The sequence below is a fragment of the Pseudoalteromonas sp. G5_S1_54_S4 genome (genome assembly GCF_054968565.1).
In genome coordinates, this window is the sequence record NZ_JBQKUL010000016.1 from 1 (window position 1) to 18,402 (window position 18,402).

General features: G+C 41.6%; 16 protein-coding genes. 4 read left to right on the forward strand and 12 right to left on the reverse strand.

Annotated features, from left to right (window positions below; all coding sequences use genetic code 11):
* The 12 genes from ACTRWE_RS08160 to rsmD form a co-directional block, all read right to left on the reverse strand.
* Positions 1-1,443, reverse strand: a 1,443-nt coding sequence (locus ACTRWE_RS08160; RefSeq protein WP_462879804.1) for a 7TMR-DISM family protein, incomplete at its 3' end; no start/stop codon positions are given.
* A gap of 95 nt (positions 1,444-1,538) precedes the next feature.
* A complete protein-coding gene (gene purD / locus ACTRWE_RS08165; protein WP_462879806.1) occupies positions 1,539-2,825 on the reverse strand; it encodes a phosphoribosylamine--glycine ligase in 1,287 nt (428 codons plus the stop codon).
* Between the two features lie 14 nt (positions 2,826-2,839).
* Positions 2,840-3,658 (reverse strand): class I SAM-dependent methyltransferase, encoded by an 819-nt coding sequence (locus tag ACTRWE_RS08170; protein ID WP_064663974.1) that lies wholly within the window; start codon positions 3,656-3,658, stop codon positions 2,840-2,842.
* A gap of 109 nt (positions 3,659-3,767) precedes the next feature.
* Complete coding sequence (gene purH, locus ACTRWE_RS08175; RefSeq protein ID WP_462879807.1) at positions 3,768-5,354, reverse strand: bifunctional phosphoribosylaminoimidazolecarboxamide formyltransferase/IMP cyclohydrolase; 1,587 nt, start codon at positions 5,352-5,354, stop codon at positions 3,768-3,770.
* A 332-nt stretch (positions 5,355-5,686) separates the two neighbouring features.
* A complete protein-coding gene (fis, locus tag ACTRWE_RS08180; RefSeq protein WP_002957804.1) occupies positions 5,687-5,977 on the reverse strand; it encodes a DNA-binding transcriptional regulator Fis in 291 nt (96 codons plus the stop codon).
* 19 nt (positions 5,978-5,996) lie between these two features.
* The gene (dusB, locus tag ACTRWE_RS08185) at positions 5,997-6,968 is read right to left on the reverse strand and encodes a tRNA dihydrouridine synthase DusB (protein ID WP_171034673.1); all 972 of its coding nucleotides are present in this window, start codon (positions 6,966-6,968) and stop codon (positions 5,997-5,999) included.
* A gap of 282 nt (positions 6,969-7,250) precedes the next feature.
* Positions 7,251-8,132: a 50S ribosomal protein L11 methyltransferase gene (gene prmA, locus ACTRWE_RS08190; RefSeq protein WP_008466387.1), complete on the reverse strand. Its 882-nt coding sequence runs from the start codon at positions 8,130-8,132 to the stop codon at positions 7,251-7,253.
* Between the two features lie 71 nt (positions 8,133-8,203).
* Positions 8,204-10,048, reverse strand: a complete 1,845-nt coding sequence (gene rpoD / locus ACTRWE_RS08195; RefSeq protein ID WP_462879809.1) for an RNA polymerase sigma factor RpoD — start codon at positions 10,046-10,048, stop codon at positions 8,204-8,206.
* Positions 10,049-10,172: 124 nt separating this feature from the next.
* The gene (gene dnaG / locus ACTRWE_RS08200; protein WP_028835595.1) at positions 10,173-11,924 is read right to left on the reverse strand and encodes a DNA primase; all 1,752 of its coding nucleotides are present in this window, start codon (positions 11,922-11,924) and stop codon (positions 10,173-10,175) included.
* 166 nt (positions 11,925-12,090) lie between these two features.
* A complete protein-coding gene (locus tag ACTRWE_RS08205) occupies positions 12,091-12,537 on the reverse strand; it encodes a GatB/YqeY domain-containing protein (protein ID WP_016899740.1) in 447 nt (148 codons plus the stop codon).
* A gap of 19 nt (positions 12,538-12,556) precedes the next feature.
* A complete protein-coding gene (gene rpsU, locus ACTRWE_RS08210; RefSeq protein ID WP_002957797.1) occupies positions 12,557-12,772 on the reverse strand; it encodes a 30S ribosomal protein S21 in 216 nt (71 codons plus the stop codon).
* Between the two features lie 145 nt (positions 12,773-12,917).
* Positions 12,918-13,523 carry a 16S rRNA (guanine(966)-N(2))-methyltransferase RsmD gene (gene rsmD / locus ACTRWE_RS08215; RefSeq protein WP_013465959.1) on the reverse strand — a complete coding sequence of 202 codons (606 nt, stop codon included), beginning with the start codon at positions 13,521-13,523 and terminating at the stop codon, positions 12,918-12,920.
* Between the two features lie 204 nt (positions 13,524-13,727).
* Between rsmD and ftsY the strand changes: the two genes are divergently transcribed.
* The 4 genes from ftsY (at position 13,728) to rpoH (ending at position 18,365) form a co-directional block, all read left to right on the forward strand.
* Complete coding sequence (ftsY, locus tag ACTRWE_RS08220; protein WP_462879810.1) at positions 13,728-15,512, forward strand: signal recognition particle-docking protein FtsY; 1,785 nt, start codon at positions 13,728-13,730, stop codon at positions 15,510-15,512.
* Between the two features lie 86 nt (positions 15,513-15,598).
* Positions 15,599-16,276, forward strand: a complete 678-nt coding sequence (gene ftsE, locus ACTRWE_RS08225; protein WP_013465956.1) for a cell division ATP-binding protein FtsE — start codon at positions 15,599-15,601, stop codon at positions 16,274-16,276.
* Positions 16,273-17,259: a permease-like cell division protein FtsX gene (gene ftsX / locus ACTRWE_RS08230; RefSeq protein ID WP_215521861.1), complete on the forward strand. Its 987-nt coding sequence runs from the start codon at positions 16,273-16,275 to the stop codon at positions 17,257-17,259. The genes ftsE and ftsX overlap by 4 nt, the downstream gene beginning before the upstream one ends.
* A 242-nt stretch (positions 17,260-17,501) precedes the next feature.
* The gene (gene rpoH / locus ACTRWE_RS08235) at positions 17,502-18,365 is read left to right on the forward strand and encodes an RNA polymerase sigma factor RpoH (RefSeq protein WP_013465954.1); all 864 of its coding nucleotides are present in this window, start codon (positions 17,502-17,504) and stop codon (positions 18,363-18,365) included.
* Positions 18,366-18,402: the final 37 nt, after the last annotated feature.

Below are 18,402 nucleotides of genomic sequence, written 5' to 3' on the forward strand. Positions count from 1 at the left end.
ACTTAAGTTAAAAAATTCTCTCTCAAAGCTTAATTGGCATTCTAATTCGTGCGCAACATGCTTAATTAATTCATATCCTTGGGAGGGCGTAATAATGGTATTTAGCGAGTTAAAATGACGTATTTTAACCAAACATAAAGTGGTGGAACGTTGCTGGGCTTTGAGTGCCATAAAGGCATACTTTAACTTTGCGCTATTGAGCAGTTTTGTTTGCTGGGTATGCGTGGCATGATATAAAGCGCGCTCACGCTGATAACGAACCCGATCGGCAAGTGCCATGGCCATTAAGACAATTTCACACAAAATGGCCATTAAAAAAGCATGACGTATTGAAAAGCTATAAGTAATAACGCCTGTAAGCTCTAAAGGCTGAATGGCTGCACCAATAATCAATGGCACCCATGAAAATACGTAAAACTTAGCCCATCTAAAGCCACTTTTTAATTTGTTATAAATTAAAATAAAGCAGACGATATAAAGTAATCCCAAAATTACAAAAAATATGGGGGCAGCTATATTTTCAGGAATAAAAAAGCTTAATGTACCGAGCACTAGCATTAGCCAGAGTAAACCAACACTTAATTTATAACGCCAGCAACGGTCTTTATGATATCGCAAAAACATGGTGCAAAAAGCGAGAGTGAAAAACGCAATAGTGTAATTAACGACAATTATTTTTTCGTGAATAAACAACTGCCATTCTAGCGGCCATAAATAAAAACCAAACCCCAGAACGGTGCCCATTAATGCTATAGCACTAATAATGTAGCCAATATAAACTAAGTACACGCGGTCTTTAATGCCAAAATAGAGTAATAGGTTATATAGTGAGGCCATTAACAATACACCCGCGAAAATTCCCCAAATGCCTGTTTGTGAGCGAACTAAATCAACAAATACATTATGGCGATACAAGTGAATTGGGGTTTTACTGATCCCCACGGTATCTATTTTTATAATTAGTCGTTGTGTAGATTGGCCATCGAGGTTAAAGCGAATGTGGGGCACGCTGTACTTAAATAAAGTAAGACGTGGCTCTTTATCGCCAAGCTTATAAGTGTCGAGTAGTTGGTTGTTACTATTGAGCCGATATATGGTGAGATGATCTACCATCGGGTTATCAAAGTGGGCAACCACATCTTCTTGTTGGCTGCTTTTGTTTTCTAAATCGAGGCGTAACCAATAATTTTGCTGTTCAAAGCTCCAAGGTATATCGTTAAATTCTTGCTGTGTAAATAGCGCCTGCTTGGTCATTACTTCTGCAAAACTTTGTGTTTTGCTTTTGTCTATGTAATAAGCATGATCGAGGTAAACAGGGGTTATTTTATCTATGGTATAGCGCGATGGCATCACAAAGTTTGTTGCCAATATGCTGATAATAAAAAAGATAAAAATAAGTATTACAACTGCTATGGCATGATAGCGTAAAGTTTTAAATTCCAATATTAATCTATGTCCAGATTACTTTTTTATAGTGTAGCAGTAAAAAGCGCAGATAATCTGCGCTTTTATAAAATTTACTCGTTAGTTATCAATCGTTATGATTGTTCACGAGCAATTGCGCGATAAGCAATGTCAGTACGGTATTCCATGCCATCCCAGTTGATTTCATCAACCAGTTTATAGGCACGCTGCTGCGCTTGTGTAACTGTATTACCCAGTGCAGTAGCACACAGTACACGACCACCGGCAGTCACTACGTTATCGCCGTCTTGCTTAGTCCCTGCATGGAAGACTTTTTCGCCTTCAGGGTAAGTTACTTTCAAGCCATTAATAGCATCGCCTTTCGGGTAGTTATCAGGGTAGCCTTTAGCGGCTAAAACAACACCTACTGCAGCGCGTGAATCAAACTCAATGGTGGTTTTATCAAGCTCTACACGGTTAGCAGCTTCAATCAATTCAACTAAGTCTGATTGTAAGCGTAGCATCATAGGTTGTGTTTCAGGATCGCCAAAACGACAGTTATATTCAATAACCTTTGGTGTACCTGTCTCATCTATCATCAAGCCTGCATACAAAAAGCCAGTGTACGGATGGCCTTCGCTAGCCATACCTTCTACCGTTGGGTAGATCACTTCGTTCATAATGCGCTGATGAATTTCATCGGTTACTACAGGCGCTGGTGAGTATGCACCCATACCACCGGTGTTAGGACCTTGATCGCCATTGTAAGCGCGTTTATGGTCTTGGCTGGTTGCAAACGGCAGTACGTTTTTACCATCAACCATGACAATAAACGACGCTTCTTCACCTTCTAAAAACTCTTCAATTACTACACGGCTACCGGCGTCACCAAAGGCATTACCCGCAAGCATATCGCGAATAGCCTCTTCAGCATCGCGTTCGTCCATAGCAACAATAACGCCTTTACCAGCCGCTAAACCATCGGCTTTAATAACAATCGGTGCGCCTTTTTCTTTTAAATAGGCAAGCGCAGGGTCGATTTGTTCAAACGTTTGGTAATCAGCGGTTGGAATAGCATGACGTGCTAAAAAGTCTTTAGTGAACGATTTAGACCCTTCAAGCTGGGCTGCACCGGCGGTTGGGCCAAAAATAGCTAAGCCGTGTTCACGGAACTTATCAACAACCCCTAATACTAGTGGCACTTCAGGGCCAACAATGGTTAGCTCAACATTATTTTGTTGTGCAAAGCTTAGTAGTCCATCAAGGTCTTCAACGTTAATTGCTACGTTCTCAAGTTTTGGCTCAAGAGCTGTGCCCGCATTACCTGGAGCAACATAAACAGTGTTAACTTTTGTATTTTGAGCGGCCTTAAACGCAAGTGCGTGTTCGCGGCCGCCGCTGCCAATGACTAATACATTCATGGCGAATATCCTATTTAAAGCGGTTTTTTAAATTTCAGCGTCATACGGTCGCTTTCACCTATGGCTTTATATTTAGCGGCATCTTGCTCGCCAAGTCTAAGGCTCGGTGGAAGGGTCCATACCCCTTTAGGGTGATCGGCTGTATCAAGAGGGTTTGCATTAATATCGCTTTTTGCTTCAAGTTCAAAACCAGCTTGTTCAGCAAGTGCAATAACCACACTTTGCTTCATATAACCTGATGATTTTTGCATCTCATCATCTTGCTCTTCTGGTAGGCGGTGTTCAACCACACCTAAAGTGCCGCCTGGTTTAAGTGCTTTGTAAAAAGACTTAAACGCATTGCTTGCAGCTTCTTTATCTTTGCTCATGTACCAGTTATGGACATTACGAAAAGTCAGTACCATATCGGCGCTAGCCGCAGGAGCAATATCTAAATGTGTAGATGGGGCAAACTCAGTGAGTTTAACGTGACTAAAGCGGGCGTCTTCAGCGATTTTAGCTTTAAAGCCAGCAAGAGAACGTTGGTAATAACCAACCGATGAATCAGCAGGGAAGTGCGCAGCATAATAGGTGCCTTGCTCTTTCAGCGCTGGCGCTAAAATTTCACTGTACCAACCACCACCTGGGGCAATTTCTACCACAGTCATTGTTGGTTTAAAGCCAAAAAATTCGAGTGTTTCTACAGGATTGCGGTATTGATCGCGCTCACTGCTACGCTCGCTTGCTTTAACTGCATTTGTTAATGCTGAGTCGTGGCCATGGTTATGTGCCAACGCCATTGTTGAGCTTAATGACAGTGTGGCAACCAGTAGAGATTTTAGTGCAAATTTCATCGTCTAATCCTTCACATTATAATTGTTAGTCATGGTTATAGAATAAGCAGAATACGTGAATTTGGTGCAAACAAAAAGAGCTAACTGAACCCGTTAGCTCTTTATGCGATTAATGACGGAAGTGGCGCATACCGGTAAACACCATTGCCATTCCAGCTTCGTCAGCGGCCGCAATCACTTCTTCATCGCGCATTGAACCACCTGGTTGGATAACAGCAGTAATGCCAGCCTCTGCAGCTGCATCAATACCATCGCGGAATGGGAAGAATGCATCTGATGCCATCACTGAGCCTTTTACTTCAAGGCTTTCATCAGCGGCTTTAATACCGGCAATTTTAGCTGAGTAAACGCGGCTCATTTGGCCCGCACCTACACCTATAGTCATACCGTCGCGGGCATAAACAATGGCGTTTGATTTAACAAATTTAGCCACTTTCCAGCAGAATAATAAATCTTTAAGCTCTTGCTCAGAAGGTTGGCGCTTAGACACAACCGTTAAGTCGCCTTGCGTTACCATGCCTAAATCACGGTCTTGAATAAGTACACCGCCATTTACACGCTTAATGTCGTGACCTGTGCCTTTAGCTGAGAATTCACCACACTCTAATAAGCGAACGTTTTGCTTAGCAGAGACTATTTGAGCCGCTTCAGGGCTTACGCTTGGTGCAATAATAACTTCAACAAATTGACGTTCAACAATCGCTTGTGCAGTCTTAGCATCAAGTTCTTGGTTAAAAGCAATAATGCCGCCAAATGCTGACGTTGGGTCAGTTTTAAAGGCGCGCTCGTACGCTTCTAAGATATTATTACCAATTGAAACACCACATGGGTTAGCGTGTTTTACAATAACACACGCAGGTACATCAAATTCTTTTACACACTCAAGTGCAGCATCGGTGTCGGCAATATTGTTAAACGATAATGCTTTACCTTGCAGTTGAGTCGCTGTTGCCACTGACGCTTCAGTGATGTCGTTCTCAACATAAAACGCGGCATCTTGATGCGAATTTTCACCGTAGCGCATATCTTGCTTTTTAGTGAATTGCATATTAATAGTACGCGGGAACTTAGTATCGATAGCGGCTTCTTCTGTGTAATCAGGAACCATTTTACCGAAGTAGTTAGCAATCATGCCATCGTACTGCGCTGTATGCTCATACGCTGCAATAGCTAAGTCAAAGCGTGTTTTGTAGGTTGTTGAGCCGTTGTTATTTTGCATTTCGCTAATAACACGGTCGTAGTCGCTTGCGTTAACAACGATCGTCACATCTTTGTGATTTTTAGCTGCCGCACGTACCATCGTTGGGCCACCAATATCGATGTTTTCAATAGCATCTTCAAGGCTGCAGTTTTCTTGAGCGACAGTATTCGCAAAGGGGTATAAGTTAACTACAACGATGTCGATAGCAGAAATGTTGTTATCTGCCATTACGCCTTCATCTTGGCCACGACGAGCAAGAATACCGCCATGAATTTTTGGGTGTAGGGTTTTTACGCGACCATCCATGATCTCAGGGTGTCCGGTGTGATCTGATACTTCGGTAACTTTAATCGCATTGTCAGCAAGTAGTTTACACGTGCCGCCAGTTGAAAGTATTTCAACACCTTGTGCTTCTAGTGCACGGGCAAATTCAACAATACCGGTTTTGTCTGACACACTCAAAAGTGCGCGACGTATAGGACGATGTGTATCCATTGTAGTTTGATTTCCTCAGTTAATGAGCTAGCTTAGAAGCGCGTATTTTAACTGATTACGACTCAAAAAACGACTTATAACGAACCATAAAGCGTGAGCATTTTGCAATTTCGTTAATAAATTTTACAAATAAAAAAAGCACCCTAAGGTGCTTTTTACTCAAAATACTTTGTACCAGCTGTATTGGATTAGTAAGCAATTATAACGACAGAGAAATAAGTCAATAACAAGGCAAAAATTTTGCTGTGTAGTTATTCTACATAAAAAATTTTTAACGCAGTTAGGGGCTTAATTAGCTCGTTAGAATGATTACGGTTTCAATATAGCTGGTATCAGTTCATACCGTATTTTTTAAGCTTTTTACGTAAAGTACCACGGTTGATACCTAGTAAAATTGCCGCACGAGTTTGATTGCCACGTGTGTAAGTCATTACTTCTTCAAGCAATGGCGCTTCTAGCTCAGAAAGAACAAGGTCGTAAACGTCTTGCACATCTTGACCGTTAAGCTGCTTTAAGTAGTGGTGAACAGCTTTTTTCACTGCATCACGCAATGGCTGCGGTTTCTCGTGTGACTGAACATGAGGGTTAGTGATAAATGGAGAAGTCACGTTTTGTTCGAACATTATAAAGTCTCTTTCTTTCTTAGTTAGCTGCTAGTGTTTTAAAGTATTGCTCTAATGCGACGACCTGTGCCTCTGAATTGTCGAGCGCATTAAATACTCGCCTAAACTGACCGTCACTGTCATGGGTTTGCAAATACCAAGATACATGTTTGCGAGCGATTCGTGCTCCCATTGGCTCACCGTAAAACATATGGAGGTTGGTTAAATGCTCCATTAAAATACTGCGCACCTCTGCAATAGCAGGTGGCTGCATATGTTCACCAGTTCGCAAATAGTGGTCTATCTCCCTAAATATCCAAGGGCGACCTTGGGCGGCTCGACCAATCATAATGGCATCTGCACCCGTATAGTCCAAAACCTGCTTTGCTTTTTCAGGTGATGTAATATCACCATTAGCAACGACAGGTATCGACACTGAACGTTTTATATCCCTAATTGTGGCGTACTCAGCATCACCTTTATACATACATGCGCGCGTGCGCCCATGTACAGCCAGTGATGCAATGCCATAACGTTCAGCTATTCTTGCAATCTCTACACCATTACGGTTGTCCTGATCCCATCCGGTACGGATTTTAAGTGTCACAGGTATATCAACCGCGTTTACTACGGCATCAATAATCTCTTCCACGAGTTCTGGAAACTGTAATAAGGCTGAGCCTGCAAGTTTCTTGTTCACTTTTTTTGCTGGGCACCCCATATTGATATCTATGATCTGTGCACCGTTTGCAACATTGAATTGTGCGGCCTGTGCCATAAGCTCAGGGTCTGCTCCTGCAATTTGCACCGCACGTATACCCGACTCACCAGAATGATCCATTCGGTTCATCGACTTTTCGGTTTTCCAAACCTTCGGATTAGACGACAGCATTTCAGACACAGCAAGGCCAGCGCCTAAACGACGACATAGCTGTCTAAATGGTCTGTCCGTTATGCCCGCCATAGGCGCGACAATGACATTATTCTCAAGTTGGTATGAACCGATACGCACGATATTCAATAGGCCTCTTTTCAAGGGGCGCTAAGTTTACGGCTTTTTACGCAAAAATCAAAGGCTATAAATTGAACAAAAGTGACTTTTTTTTGCTCTTTTCGTATTGACATTTGATAACCGTATGACGAAGCGGTTTATTTGTGTGAATTTTGAACGGCTGTTACTTTTATAATAAAAAATCTTTATTTTTTATTATGTAAAAAAATAGTAAAGCCTGTTAAATACAGGCTTTAGATACGACTTTTGAGTTAATACTCTAAATTTTTTAATAACGCACTATTACGCTTTTTTAGTGCCACTTACTCGGGTCCAATCGCCTTCAATGGCAATTTCATCGAGCTCAATAAAGGGCGCGTATATGTCAGCAACCGATTGTGCTTGTTCTTCTAAAATTCCCGACATAGCAATTTTACCGCCTGGCTTTAATAATCCTAAAATAACACTATGAAGCTCACGCAGTGGTTGCGCTAAAATATTTGCCACTACAATGTCAGCAGTAAACTCAGGTTGATTTTCTGGCAGGTAAACTTCAAGCTTGTCAGCAACACCATTGCGATTAGCGTTATCTAGGCTTGCTTCAAGCGCTTGTGGGTCAATGTCTATCCCAATCATGCGCTCAGCACCCAATTTTATTGCTGCAATACCTAATATGCCTGAGCCACAGCCAAAATCGACCACGGTTTTACCAGTTAAATCTTGGCTTTCTAACCATTTTAAACACAGTGCTGTAGTGGCGTGTGTGCCAGTACCAAAAGCAAGACCAGGATCAAGTAGTACATTGACTGCGTCTGGGTCTGGAATGTCGCGCCAGCTTGGACAAATCCAGAGTTTTTCGCCAAATTGAATAGGGTGAAAGTTATCCATCCACTCACGTTCCCAGTCTTTATCTTCGAGTTGCTCAATTTTGTAAACTAAATTGTCTTTTAGCTCATCATGGCGCTTCAATAACGCAACCACTGCGTTCATATCGTGATTAGCTTCGAATAGACCTATCACTGTGGTGTCAGCCCAAAATACAACAGTGCCAATTTTAGGCTCATAGATAGGCGTGTCTTTTGCATCAATAAAAGTAACAGAAGCACTGCCTGCTTCCATTAATAGGTCACTGACTGCATCAGCAGTTGCAGCATTGGCATTGATACGGATTTGGATCCAAGCCATGTTTATTTCCTTGAAATAGAAAAAAGGCCGCTACAGCGGCCTTTTAAGTTAACTCATAATGTAACGCTAGATTATTTAGCGTCTAAAAAGCTTTTCAGTAAATCAGAGCGAGAAGGGTGACGTAATTTACGCAGTGCCTTCGCTTCAATTTGACGAATACGCTCACGTGTTACGTCAAACTGTTTACCTACTTCTTCTAACGTGTGGTCGGTATTCATATCAATACCAAAACGCATACGTAGTACTTTCGCTTCACGGGCTGTTAAGCCAGCGAGCACGTCGTTAGTTGCGCCACGAAGAGACTCCATTGTTGCCGAATCGATTGGCGAATCAATAGTCGTATCTTCGATAAAGTCGCCTAAGTGCGAATCTTCATCATCACCAATTGGTGTTTCCATTGAAATTGGCTCTTTTGCAATCTTAAGTACCTTACGGATTTTATCCTCAGGCATCATCATGCGTTCAGCTAATTCTTCTGGATTTGGCTCACGACCCATTTCTTGTAACATTTGACGTGAAATACGGTTCAACTTATTGATCGTTTCAATCATATGTACTGGAATACGGATTGTTCTTGCTTGGTCAGCAATAGAGCGCGTAATTGCTTGACGGATCCACCACGTAGCATAAGTTGAAAACTTATAACCACGACGGTATTCAAACTTATCAACCGCTTTCATCAGACCAATGTTACCTTCTTGGATTAAATCTAAGAACTGTAAACCACGGTTGGTGTATTTTTTAGCGATTGAAATTACAAGACGTAAGTTTGCTTCTACCATCTCTTTTTTAGCACGGCGCGCTTTCGCTTCACCAATACTCATGCGACGGTTTATATCTTTAATACGTTCAATGCTTAAGCCAGTGCTTTCTTCCATTGAAGTAAGTTTGCTAATACAACGAAGTATTTCAGGCTTCACTTCTTCAAGTTTAGCTGAGTGCTTTTCGTTTGCTGCAATTTCAATATCAAGCCATGCTGTGTCAGTTTCGTTGTTTGCAAAGTGCTTAACAAAGGTTTTCTTTGGAAGCTTTGAAACTTGTACTGCATGCTTCATGATAAGACGTTCTTGAACGCGAACTCTGTCCATCATTTCACGCATGTTATTAACCATGCGATCAAACTGTTTAGGCACGAGTTTAAAGGTTCTGAACAGCTCACCAATTTCTAAAATAGCGGCTTGAGACTCTGGGTGAGAGCGACCCTTTTTATCGAATGTTTCACGTGCTTTAGTATATAAATTACGTAAATTTTCGAAATGGATGCGCGCTTCTTCAGGATCTGGACCTGTATCTACTTCTTCTTCGTCTTCATCATCGCTGTCATCGTCATCATCGTCGCTGTCATCAAGCTGTTTTTCACTTAATTCAGAACCAATGTTAGTGGCAGCAATAGGTGGTGCTTCGTCTGCATCAGGATCGAAAAAGCCAGAGATAATATCGCTAAGACGCATCTCTTCTGCTTCAAACTTATCCCACTGTTCAAGTAGGTAAGTGATCGCTTCTGGGTATTCAGCAACCGAAATTTGAACTTGGTTAATGCCTTCTTCAATACGTTTAGCGATGACAATTTCGCCTTCACGAGTAAGAAGCTCAACAGTACCCATTTCACGCATATACATGCGAACAGGGTCAGTTGTACGGCCAATTTCTTTTTCTACAGTAGCAAGGGCTGCAGCGGCAGCTTCCGCTGCGTCTTCGTCTGTCGTGGTTTCTTGCATCATTAATTCATCGGCATCAGGCGCGTTTTCGCTAACCTTGATACCCATGTCATTAATCATGCTAATGATATCTTCTACTTGATCTGAGTCGATAATATCTTGTGGAAGGTGATCATTAACTTCTGCAAAAGTTAAGTAACCTTGCTCTTTACCTTTTTGAATCAGAAGTTTTAATTGTGACTGAGGAGTTGGATCCATAGAGATTGTTTCTTCCACTCTGATAAGTTGATACAACAGGCGCCATCATGGAGTTTGCTCAAAGGCTAACCAGAATAATATGACGCAGTGAATAGCACAGTATAACAGCCTAAATCAAATCTGACTAGCTGTTCGTTGCTTTTAACGCTGTCATTAGTAAATGACATTCTAGTCGTTCGTCGCTATTTAGGCCCTGTGTCTTGTCTTTTATTAATAGGGTCTCTAGTCGATAATTTAAACACTGATCTTCAATAAATTTGAAAGTATTTTGGAAAACAGTCTCTAAACGCTCTTCATTTATTTGATGTTGCCATGTCGCTAACTTAGTTAATGGCTCGTAGTCATCGGTGCCCCGAAATGATTCAAGAATTTGTGCGGTGGTAATGCCATCTTTTTGTAATGCTTGATGTTGTAGTCGCAATAATAAGCCAATACCCGCAATATTCATTTGAGCTAAATCGGGTAAATAGGGCACACTTTTAGCCAAGTTAGGGTGCTGAATTAAAATCCCTATTGCTTGGCGCATGGGTGTAATTTTAAATTTTCGTTCAATTGCTTGCTGCTGTTTTGGCGTTTTTAAGTGATTATTGAGTTGCTCACGGGTACGGCCAATCAATCGCCCAAGTTGCTCTAGGATATTTTCTTGGTAAAACTCACTTGGGATCTTTTCAATCAGGGGCAGTGCCGCACTGAGTAACTTAGCCTTACCGGAATCTAGTGTTAAATCAATCTCTTTACTTAGTTTATTAAACAGCACTTTAGTGAAGTCATCTGCGTTTTCAAGGCGTTGCTCAAAAGCTGCTTTACCTTCTTGTTGTACGAGTGAATCAGGGTCTTCACCATCGGGTAAAAATACAAAATGCAGTGCTTTGCCATCGTTTAAGTAAGGCAACGCATTTTCGAGTGCGCGCCACGCAGCATCTTTACCTGCACGGTCACCATCGTAACAACAAATAACTTTATCTGTGGTTCTAAATAAAGTGTGCATATGCTCGCTGGTTGTCGCTGTACCAAGGGCTGCTACGGCATATTCAATACCTTGTTCTGCCAGCGCTACTACGTCCATGTAACCTTCAACAATCAGTACATGGTCAAGCTTCTTGTGTGCTTGTTTAGCTTCATAAAGGCCATAGAGTTCAAAGCCCTTATGAAATATGCGCGTCTCCGGAGAGTTTAAATATTTAGGCCCTTGATCGGCTTGCATTACTCGCCCACCAAAAGCAATAACGCGGCCGCGTTTATCACGAATTGGAAACATTAAGCGATCACGAAAAAAGTCGAACTGTTTGCCTGGGGTTTTCTCAGATGCGAGTTTAAGCTCAACTAATTGTTCTTTTTGTTCTTGGTTTCGCCCAAGTTGTTGGCAGAGCCCTTCCCATTCGCTGGGCGCATAACCTATCATAAACTTTTTAACGGTTGCACCGCTTAAGCCGCGACCTTTAACGTAATCGATTACCGCTTCAGAGTTACTGTGATGTTTTAACTGATGTTGATAAAAGCGTGCTGCATGCAGCATTAGATCATAGTCTGAACGTTTTTGTGCCGCTGTGCGCTCTGGTCCATTACTGCTCCCTTGTTCGCGAGGAACATCAAGGTTAAGTAAACTGGCTAGTTCCTCAATTGCATCAACAAACTCGAGTTTGTCATACTCCATTACAAAAGAAATAGCATTGCCGTTAGCGCCACAGCCAAAGCAATGATAAAACTGTTTATCTTGCGATACGGTAAATGAAGGCGACTTCTCATTATGAAAAGGACAGCAAGCTTGATAGTCTTTGCCCGCTTTTTTCAACCCTACCTTTGAGTCAATCAGGTCGACAATATCGGTTCGTGCCAATAAATCATCGATAAAGTTGCGTGGGATCTTTCCAGCCATTGTTTAAAGTACAGCCCTAAGATAAATAGAAAAGTGATGAAAACGAATTATAATACGCAAAGATTTGAACACAAATGCATAATTTTTTGAAGTACTAAATATCTAAACGAAGAAACCGAGCTCAAGGCTCGGTTTACTTCAATCATACTAAATGTATGTGGGGGTATTAGGCAGTTAATCGTTGCTTAATTAAACCTGAGATTTTGCCCATATCGGCACGACCTTCGGCTTTGCTTTTGATTATACCCATTACTTTACCCATGTCTTGCATACCTGCTGCGTTAGTATCAGCAATAGCCGCGTCAATGAGAGCAATAATTTCTTCTTCACTCAATTGTTGAGGTAAAAAAGCTTCAAGTGCTGTAATTTCATTGGCTTCAATATCAGCTAAATCATCACGCCCAGCATCTTTGTACTGAGTGTAAGAGTCGCGACGTTGTTTAACAAGCTTCACTATAACGGAGGTAATACCTGCGTCGTCTAGTGTTATTTGCTCGTCAATTTCACGTTGCTTGATTGCAGCAAGTACCATACGAATAGGGTTAAGACGTTGTTTGTCTTTGGCTCTCATCGCATCTTTTTGCGCATCTTTTAGCGTTATTAAAAGGCTCATTTATACAAGACCTAATATATTAGTATAATTTAACGCGACGAGCGTTATCACGAGAAAGTTTTTTCATGTGACGTTTAACAGCAGCTGCTTTTTTACGCTTACGCTCAGCTGTTGGTTTTTCATAGTGCTCGCGACGACGAACTTCTGAAAGGATACCTGCTTTTTCACATGAACGCTTGAAGCGACGAAGTGCTACGTCAAACGGTTCGTTCTCTCTTACTTTAATTACTGGCATTAAAAATTCACCTACCTAAATTATGAGCGTTGCTCAAGTTGATCAAACATTGATCAAGTGGTTCAAAAATGGTGCGGTATTGTAATCCGAAGCAACACCACATGTAAAGGATAATATTAACAGAAACACAGCAGCTAAAACAGTGTTAATTTATATGGCGTTGGTACAGCCTACAAAAAACCTGACCTGCCTTTTTCTCTTTAATTAACAACCAGTTATTTGGTGCTTTAAACGAGGTTAGCTCAGTTTCTACTTCAACATATATCAATGCTTCGGGGTCGAGCCATTGATTATTTTCCAATAAATCACAGCATGATTGAGCTAAATTTTTGCGAAATGGCGGGTCAATAAAAACCAAATTAAATGTGTCACTGGTGTTTTTTCTCTCTAAAAACGTCAGTGTATTGGTATTAACGACTTGCGCGTTTTGTGCATCAAGCGTCGCAATGTTTTGCTCTAATTGTTTTGCTGCTTGTGAATCAAGCTCTATGAATGTGGTGTGTTTTGCAAAACGCGACAATGCTTCAAATCCCAATCCACCGGAACCGGCAAAGCAATCGAGAGTGTGCGCATCGCGGGTATCGTGCATCAACCAATTAAACACCGTTTCTTTAATTCGGTCGGTTGTAGGACGCAGACCTTGAACATCTTTTACTGGCAGTTTTCGACCGCGAAATTGGCCGCTAATGATTCTAATAACCCCATCAGCTGATTTATGAGTGGTGTTATTTTGTGTGGTTTTTTTTCTCATTTAACTCACTAAAAATTGGTATCTATGATCTAGCTCAGATAATATTGCAATCATATCACGGCGTGTCATTTTTCAACTGCGCTAAAAGTGTTACTATTATGCACCCTCGAGGATAACGTGTTGCTAAAAGCAATTATTTAGGCTTAAAAGCACGCTATCATTATCGTTAGTTTATCAGATTTTTATAAGTGGTTATTAGCAAGTATGGCAAAAAAAAGTAAATTCATGTCGTGGCTCGGTTTTGGCAAGTTAGATAAAAAACAAGCAGAAGCTGATAAACAACAAGCATTAGCAAAAGAGCAGGCAGAAAAAGCCGAGCAAGAACGTTTAGCTGCAGAGCAAGCTGAGGCAGAGCGTTTACAGGCTGAAGCAGAAGCCGAGCGTATAGAACAAGCTCGAATTGCAGCTGAACAAGATCGTTTAGCACAAGAGCAGGCAGAAAAAGCCGAGCAAGAACGTTTAGCTGCAGAGCAAGCTGCGGCAGAGCGTTTACAAGCTGAAGCAGAGGCCGAGCGTTTAGAGCAAGAGAAACAGGCGCAAGCACAGCGCGCAGCGGCAGAAGAAAAACAAGCGATTGAACACGCTAATGCAGAGCTATTAGCTAAACAGCAGGCAGATGCAGAGCAACAAAGACAAGAGCAAGCCAAACGTTTAGCAGAACAAGAAGCGCAAATGCAGTTAGAGCAAGAGCGCATTGCAGCAGAAAAAGCTGAGAACGAGCGTTTAGAACAACAGCGTATTGCAGCAGAACAAGCTGAGAACGAGCGTCTAGAACAACAGCGTATTGCAGCAGAGCAAGCTGAGAACGAGCGTTTAGAACAACAGCGCATTGCAGCAGAGCAAGCTGAGAACGAGCGTTTAGAACAACAGCGCATTGCAGCAGAGCAAGCTGAAAATGAGCGTTTAGAACAACAGCGCATTGTAGCAGAACAAGCTGAGAACGAGCGTTTAGAACAACAGCGTCTGGCTGCTGAAGAGGAGTCTGAACGCCTAGAGCAACAGCGACTGACCGCAGAGCTTGCAAAGGAAGAAGCTATAAAAGCGGAAAAACCTAAAAAAGAAGGTTTTTTCTCTCGCCTCAAAAAAGGCTTACTGAAAACACGCGTTAATATTGGTTCTGGCTTTGCCTCAATTTTCAGCGGTAAAAAAATTGACGATGAGTTATTTGAAGAATTAGAGACTCAGTTACTCACTGCCGATCTTGGTGTTGATACCACAATGAAGCTAATCGATAGCCTGACCGACGCCGCTGATCGCAAGCAGCTTAAAGATGGTGATGCGCTTTATGAATTAATGAAGCAAGAAATGGCAACTATGCTGAAAACAGCAGAGCAGCCTTTAGAAATACCAGCAGACAAAAAACCTTTCGTTATCCTTATGGTAGGTGTAAACGGCGTAGGTAAAACCACCACCATTGGTAAAATGGCGAAACAATTTCAAAACCAAGGTAAATCGGTAATGCTTGCTGCCGGTGATACATTTAGAGCCGCAGCAGTAGAGCAGCTTCAAGTTTGGGGTGAGCGTAATAGTATTCCTGTTATAGCTCAGCACACTGGTGCTGATAGCGCCTCAGTGGTATTTGATGCCTTTCAAGCCGCTAAAGCGCGTAATGTTGATGTGTTAATTGCCGATACAGCAGGGCGCTTGCAAAATAAAGATAACTTAATGCAAGAGCTTGAAAAAATAGCCCGTGTGATGAAAAAAGTAGACCCAGATGCACCGCATGAAGTGATGCTGACAATTGATGCTGGCACAGGCCAAAATGCTATTAGCCAAGTAAACTTATTTAACCAATGTGTAGGTCTAACGGGTATCACACTATCAAAGCTTGATGGCACCGCTAAAGGCGGGGTTATTTTTGCCGTTGCTGATAAGTTTAATATTCCTATTCGTTACATTGGTGTAGGTGAAAGTATTGATGATTTACGCACCTTCAAGAGCGATGACTTTATTGACGCGCTATTTAGCCAAGATGAGGACGACGTTTAATTTACCAAAAGGGAGCCTGCTCCCTTTTTAATTGCAAGGAATACCAATTGCGTTAGGACGTTTAATGAGGTTGGCATAATAAAAAAATGATAAATTTTCAGCAAGTAAGTAAAACCTATGCCGGTGGGCATCGCGCGCTTGAAAAAGTGAGTTTTCATATAAAACCAGGCGAACTGGCTTTTTTAACGGGCCACAGTGGTGCCGGTAAAAGTACACTTTTAAAGCTTATTAGCTTGATGGAACGCCCTTCTGCGGGCAATGTGTTTATCAATGGCGTGGATTTAAATAAGTTAAATTCACGACAAATTCCGTATGCACGCCGCGACATTGGTATTATTTTTCAAAATCATCGTCTATTAGAACGATACACGGTGTTCGATAACGTTGCTTTGCCCTTAATTATTGAAGGGACTCACCACAAGCAAATTGCCAAGCGTGTGCATGGTGCGCTCGATAAAGTGGGCTTGTTAGATAAAGTACGCTGTCACCCCTCCACACTCTCTGGCGGTGAGCAGCAACGTGTAGGGATTGCACGAGCCATTGTTAATTCTCCTCCTATACTATTAGCTGATGAACCTACCGGTAATCTTGATCCTGAGTTATCGATGGAAATATTACGCCTGTTCGAAGATTTTAATAAGCATGGCACCACGGTTTTAATTGCCACCCATGACTTGGGGTTAGTATCACGAATGAAGTATCGTAGCTTAACGCTTCATGATGGGCGGATGAGCCAAGATCCACTGGCTGAGGGTGTATTATGAGTTTACTGTTCAAAAGCCGTCAAAATAGTAATGATAAACAAAAAAAATCCGTATTCTCTGGCGGTTACTTTTTCATTATTAATATTTTTCGCCAAGGTGTGTACAGTCTTGGGGAAATGTGGCGCACGCCATTAGCCTCTATGATGACCATTGCTGTACTGGGTTTGAGTTTAACCTTGCCCGCAACGTTATACTTAGTGGTTAAAAATGTTCAGCAAGTGAGCAGTGGTTTTGAGCAAGCCAGCGAAATATCCTTGTTTGTAAAAGAGGGTATGAGTGAGCAAGAAACGCAAACTTTAGTTAAACGCTTAGCGCTATATCCTGAAATACAAAGTGTGACTTTTATTTCTCGCACTGAGGCTTTGGATGAATTCAAAGAAATGTCTGGGTTTGGTCAAGCTTTAGAATACCTAGATAGTAACCCATTACCGAATGTGGTTTTAGTTACACCAACCCAGCGACATAGCCAACCTAATGCGGCTAAGCTATTGCTTAAAAAACTTGAAGGTGAACGCGAAGTTGATTTTGGTAAGCTTGATATTGCTTGGCTTGAACGTTTAAATGCATTACTCAGTTTGTTAAAAGAAAGTGTAATTACGATTGCGCTATTATTACTGACCTCAGTGACGCTTATTATAGGCAACACAATTCGTTTATCTATTATGGATAAAAAAGAAGAAATACAGGTAATGAAGCTCGTAGGGGCAACTAATACCTTTATTCATGCCCCCTTTTTATGGACTGGCATTTGGTATGGCGTGATTGGCGGATTGTTTGCTTTTATTTGCGTAGCATTAATGATGTGGTGGCTATCTGCTGCGGTAAGCAGTGTTGCAGGGGTATATCAAACCAGCTTTACGCTAATAGGGCTTAGCCTTAATGAATTTGGCGCGTTGGTATTGTTGGCCACTAGCTTAGGCTTTATTGGTTCTTACTTATCGGTTAACCGTTACATCTCAGAAATAGAACCCGATAAGGTTTAGGGCCCTAATATAATTCTTAAAACTGTCATGTTTTAAGTTTAAAATTATAAAAAAGCCAAAGCAAAAAGATTAATCTTTGCTTTGGCTAAATCAATTCATAGGTTATTCAGTCGCCTAGTGTAGACTGACTTAACACTAAAAAAACCACTTGATTTATGATTCAAAAAAGTTTTAAATTCAAGTTAGCACTCTTGCTAAAAGAGTGCTAAGATGGTTTCAAATGTTTATCACCGAGGTGAAAAATGAGTAAAGATTTATACGCAATGGCACTTACAGTTGGGCAACAAAGCGCAAGTATGGATGGCTATCTTCAAGCTGTTAGTACTATTCCTATGCTTAAAGTTGAGCAAGAGCAGGAACTTGCAAAAAAACTTCAGGAAGAAGGCGATCTTAGTGCTGCAAAGCAACTCATTATGTCGCACCTGCGCTTTGTAGCGCACATAGCAAAAAGCTACTCGGGTTACGGGTTACCACAAGCTGATTTAATTCAAGAGGGTAACATTGGACTGATGAAGGCAGTAAAACGTTTTGACCCATCAGTGGGTGTACGTTTGGTTTCATTTGCGGTTCATTGGATCAAAGCCGAAATTCATGAGTTTGTGCTTAAAAACTGGCGTATCGTAAAAGTTGCGACAACCAAAGCGCAACGTAAACTGTTTTTTAATCTTCGTAAAAACAAAAAACGTTTAGGCTGGTTTAATCAAGCTGAAGTTAGCACAGTAGCGAGCGAGCTAGGTGTGAGTGAAAAAGAAGTGCGTGAAATGGAATCGCGTATGAGCGGCCAAGACATGGGCTTTGACTTAACAGGCGACGATAACGACGATGCGCCAACCAGTACTTACTCACCAGTGCAATACTTAACGGATGGTTCTGCTGACTTAGCCGATGATATTGAGCAGCAACAATGGCAAGAGCAGTCGCATACGCGATTATTTAGCGCTTTGAAAACCCTCGATGAGCGTTCTCAAGATATCGTTAGCGCACGCTGGTTGTCAGATGATAAAGCAACACTGCAAGAGTTGGCTGAAAAATACAGCGTATCAGCAGAGCGTGTTCGCCAGCTGGAAAAAACAGCAATGAAAAAATTACAAAGCGCGATGAGTTAATCGTACTTAAAAAGTTATAAAGCCCTGCATGAAAATG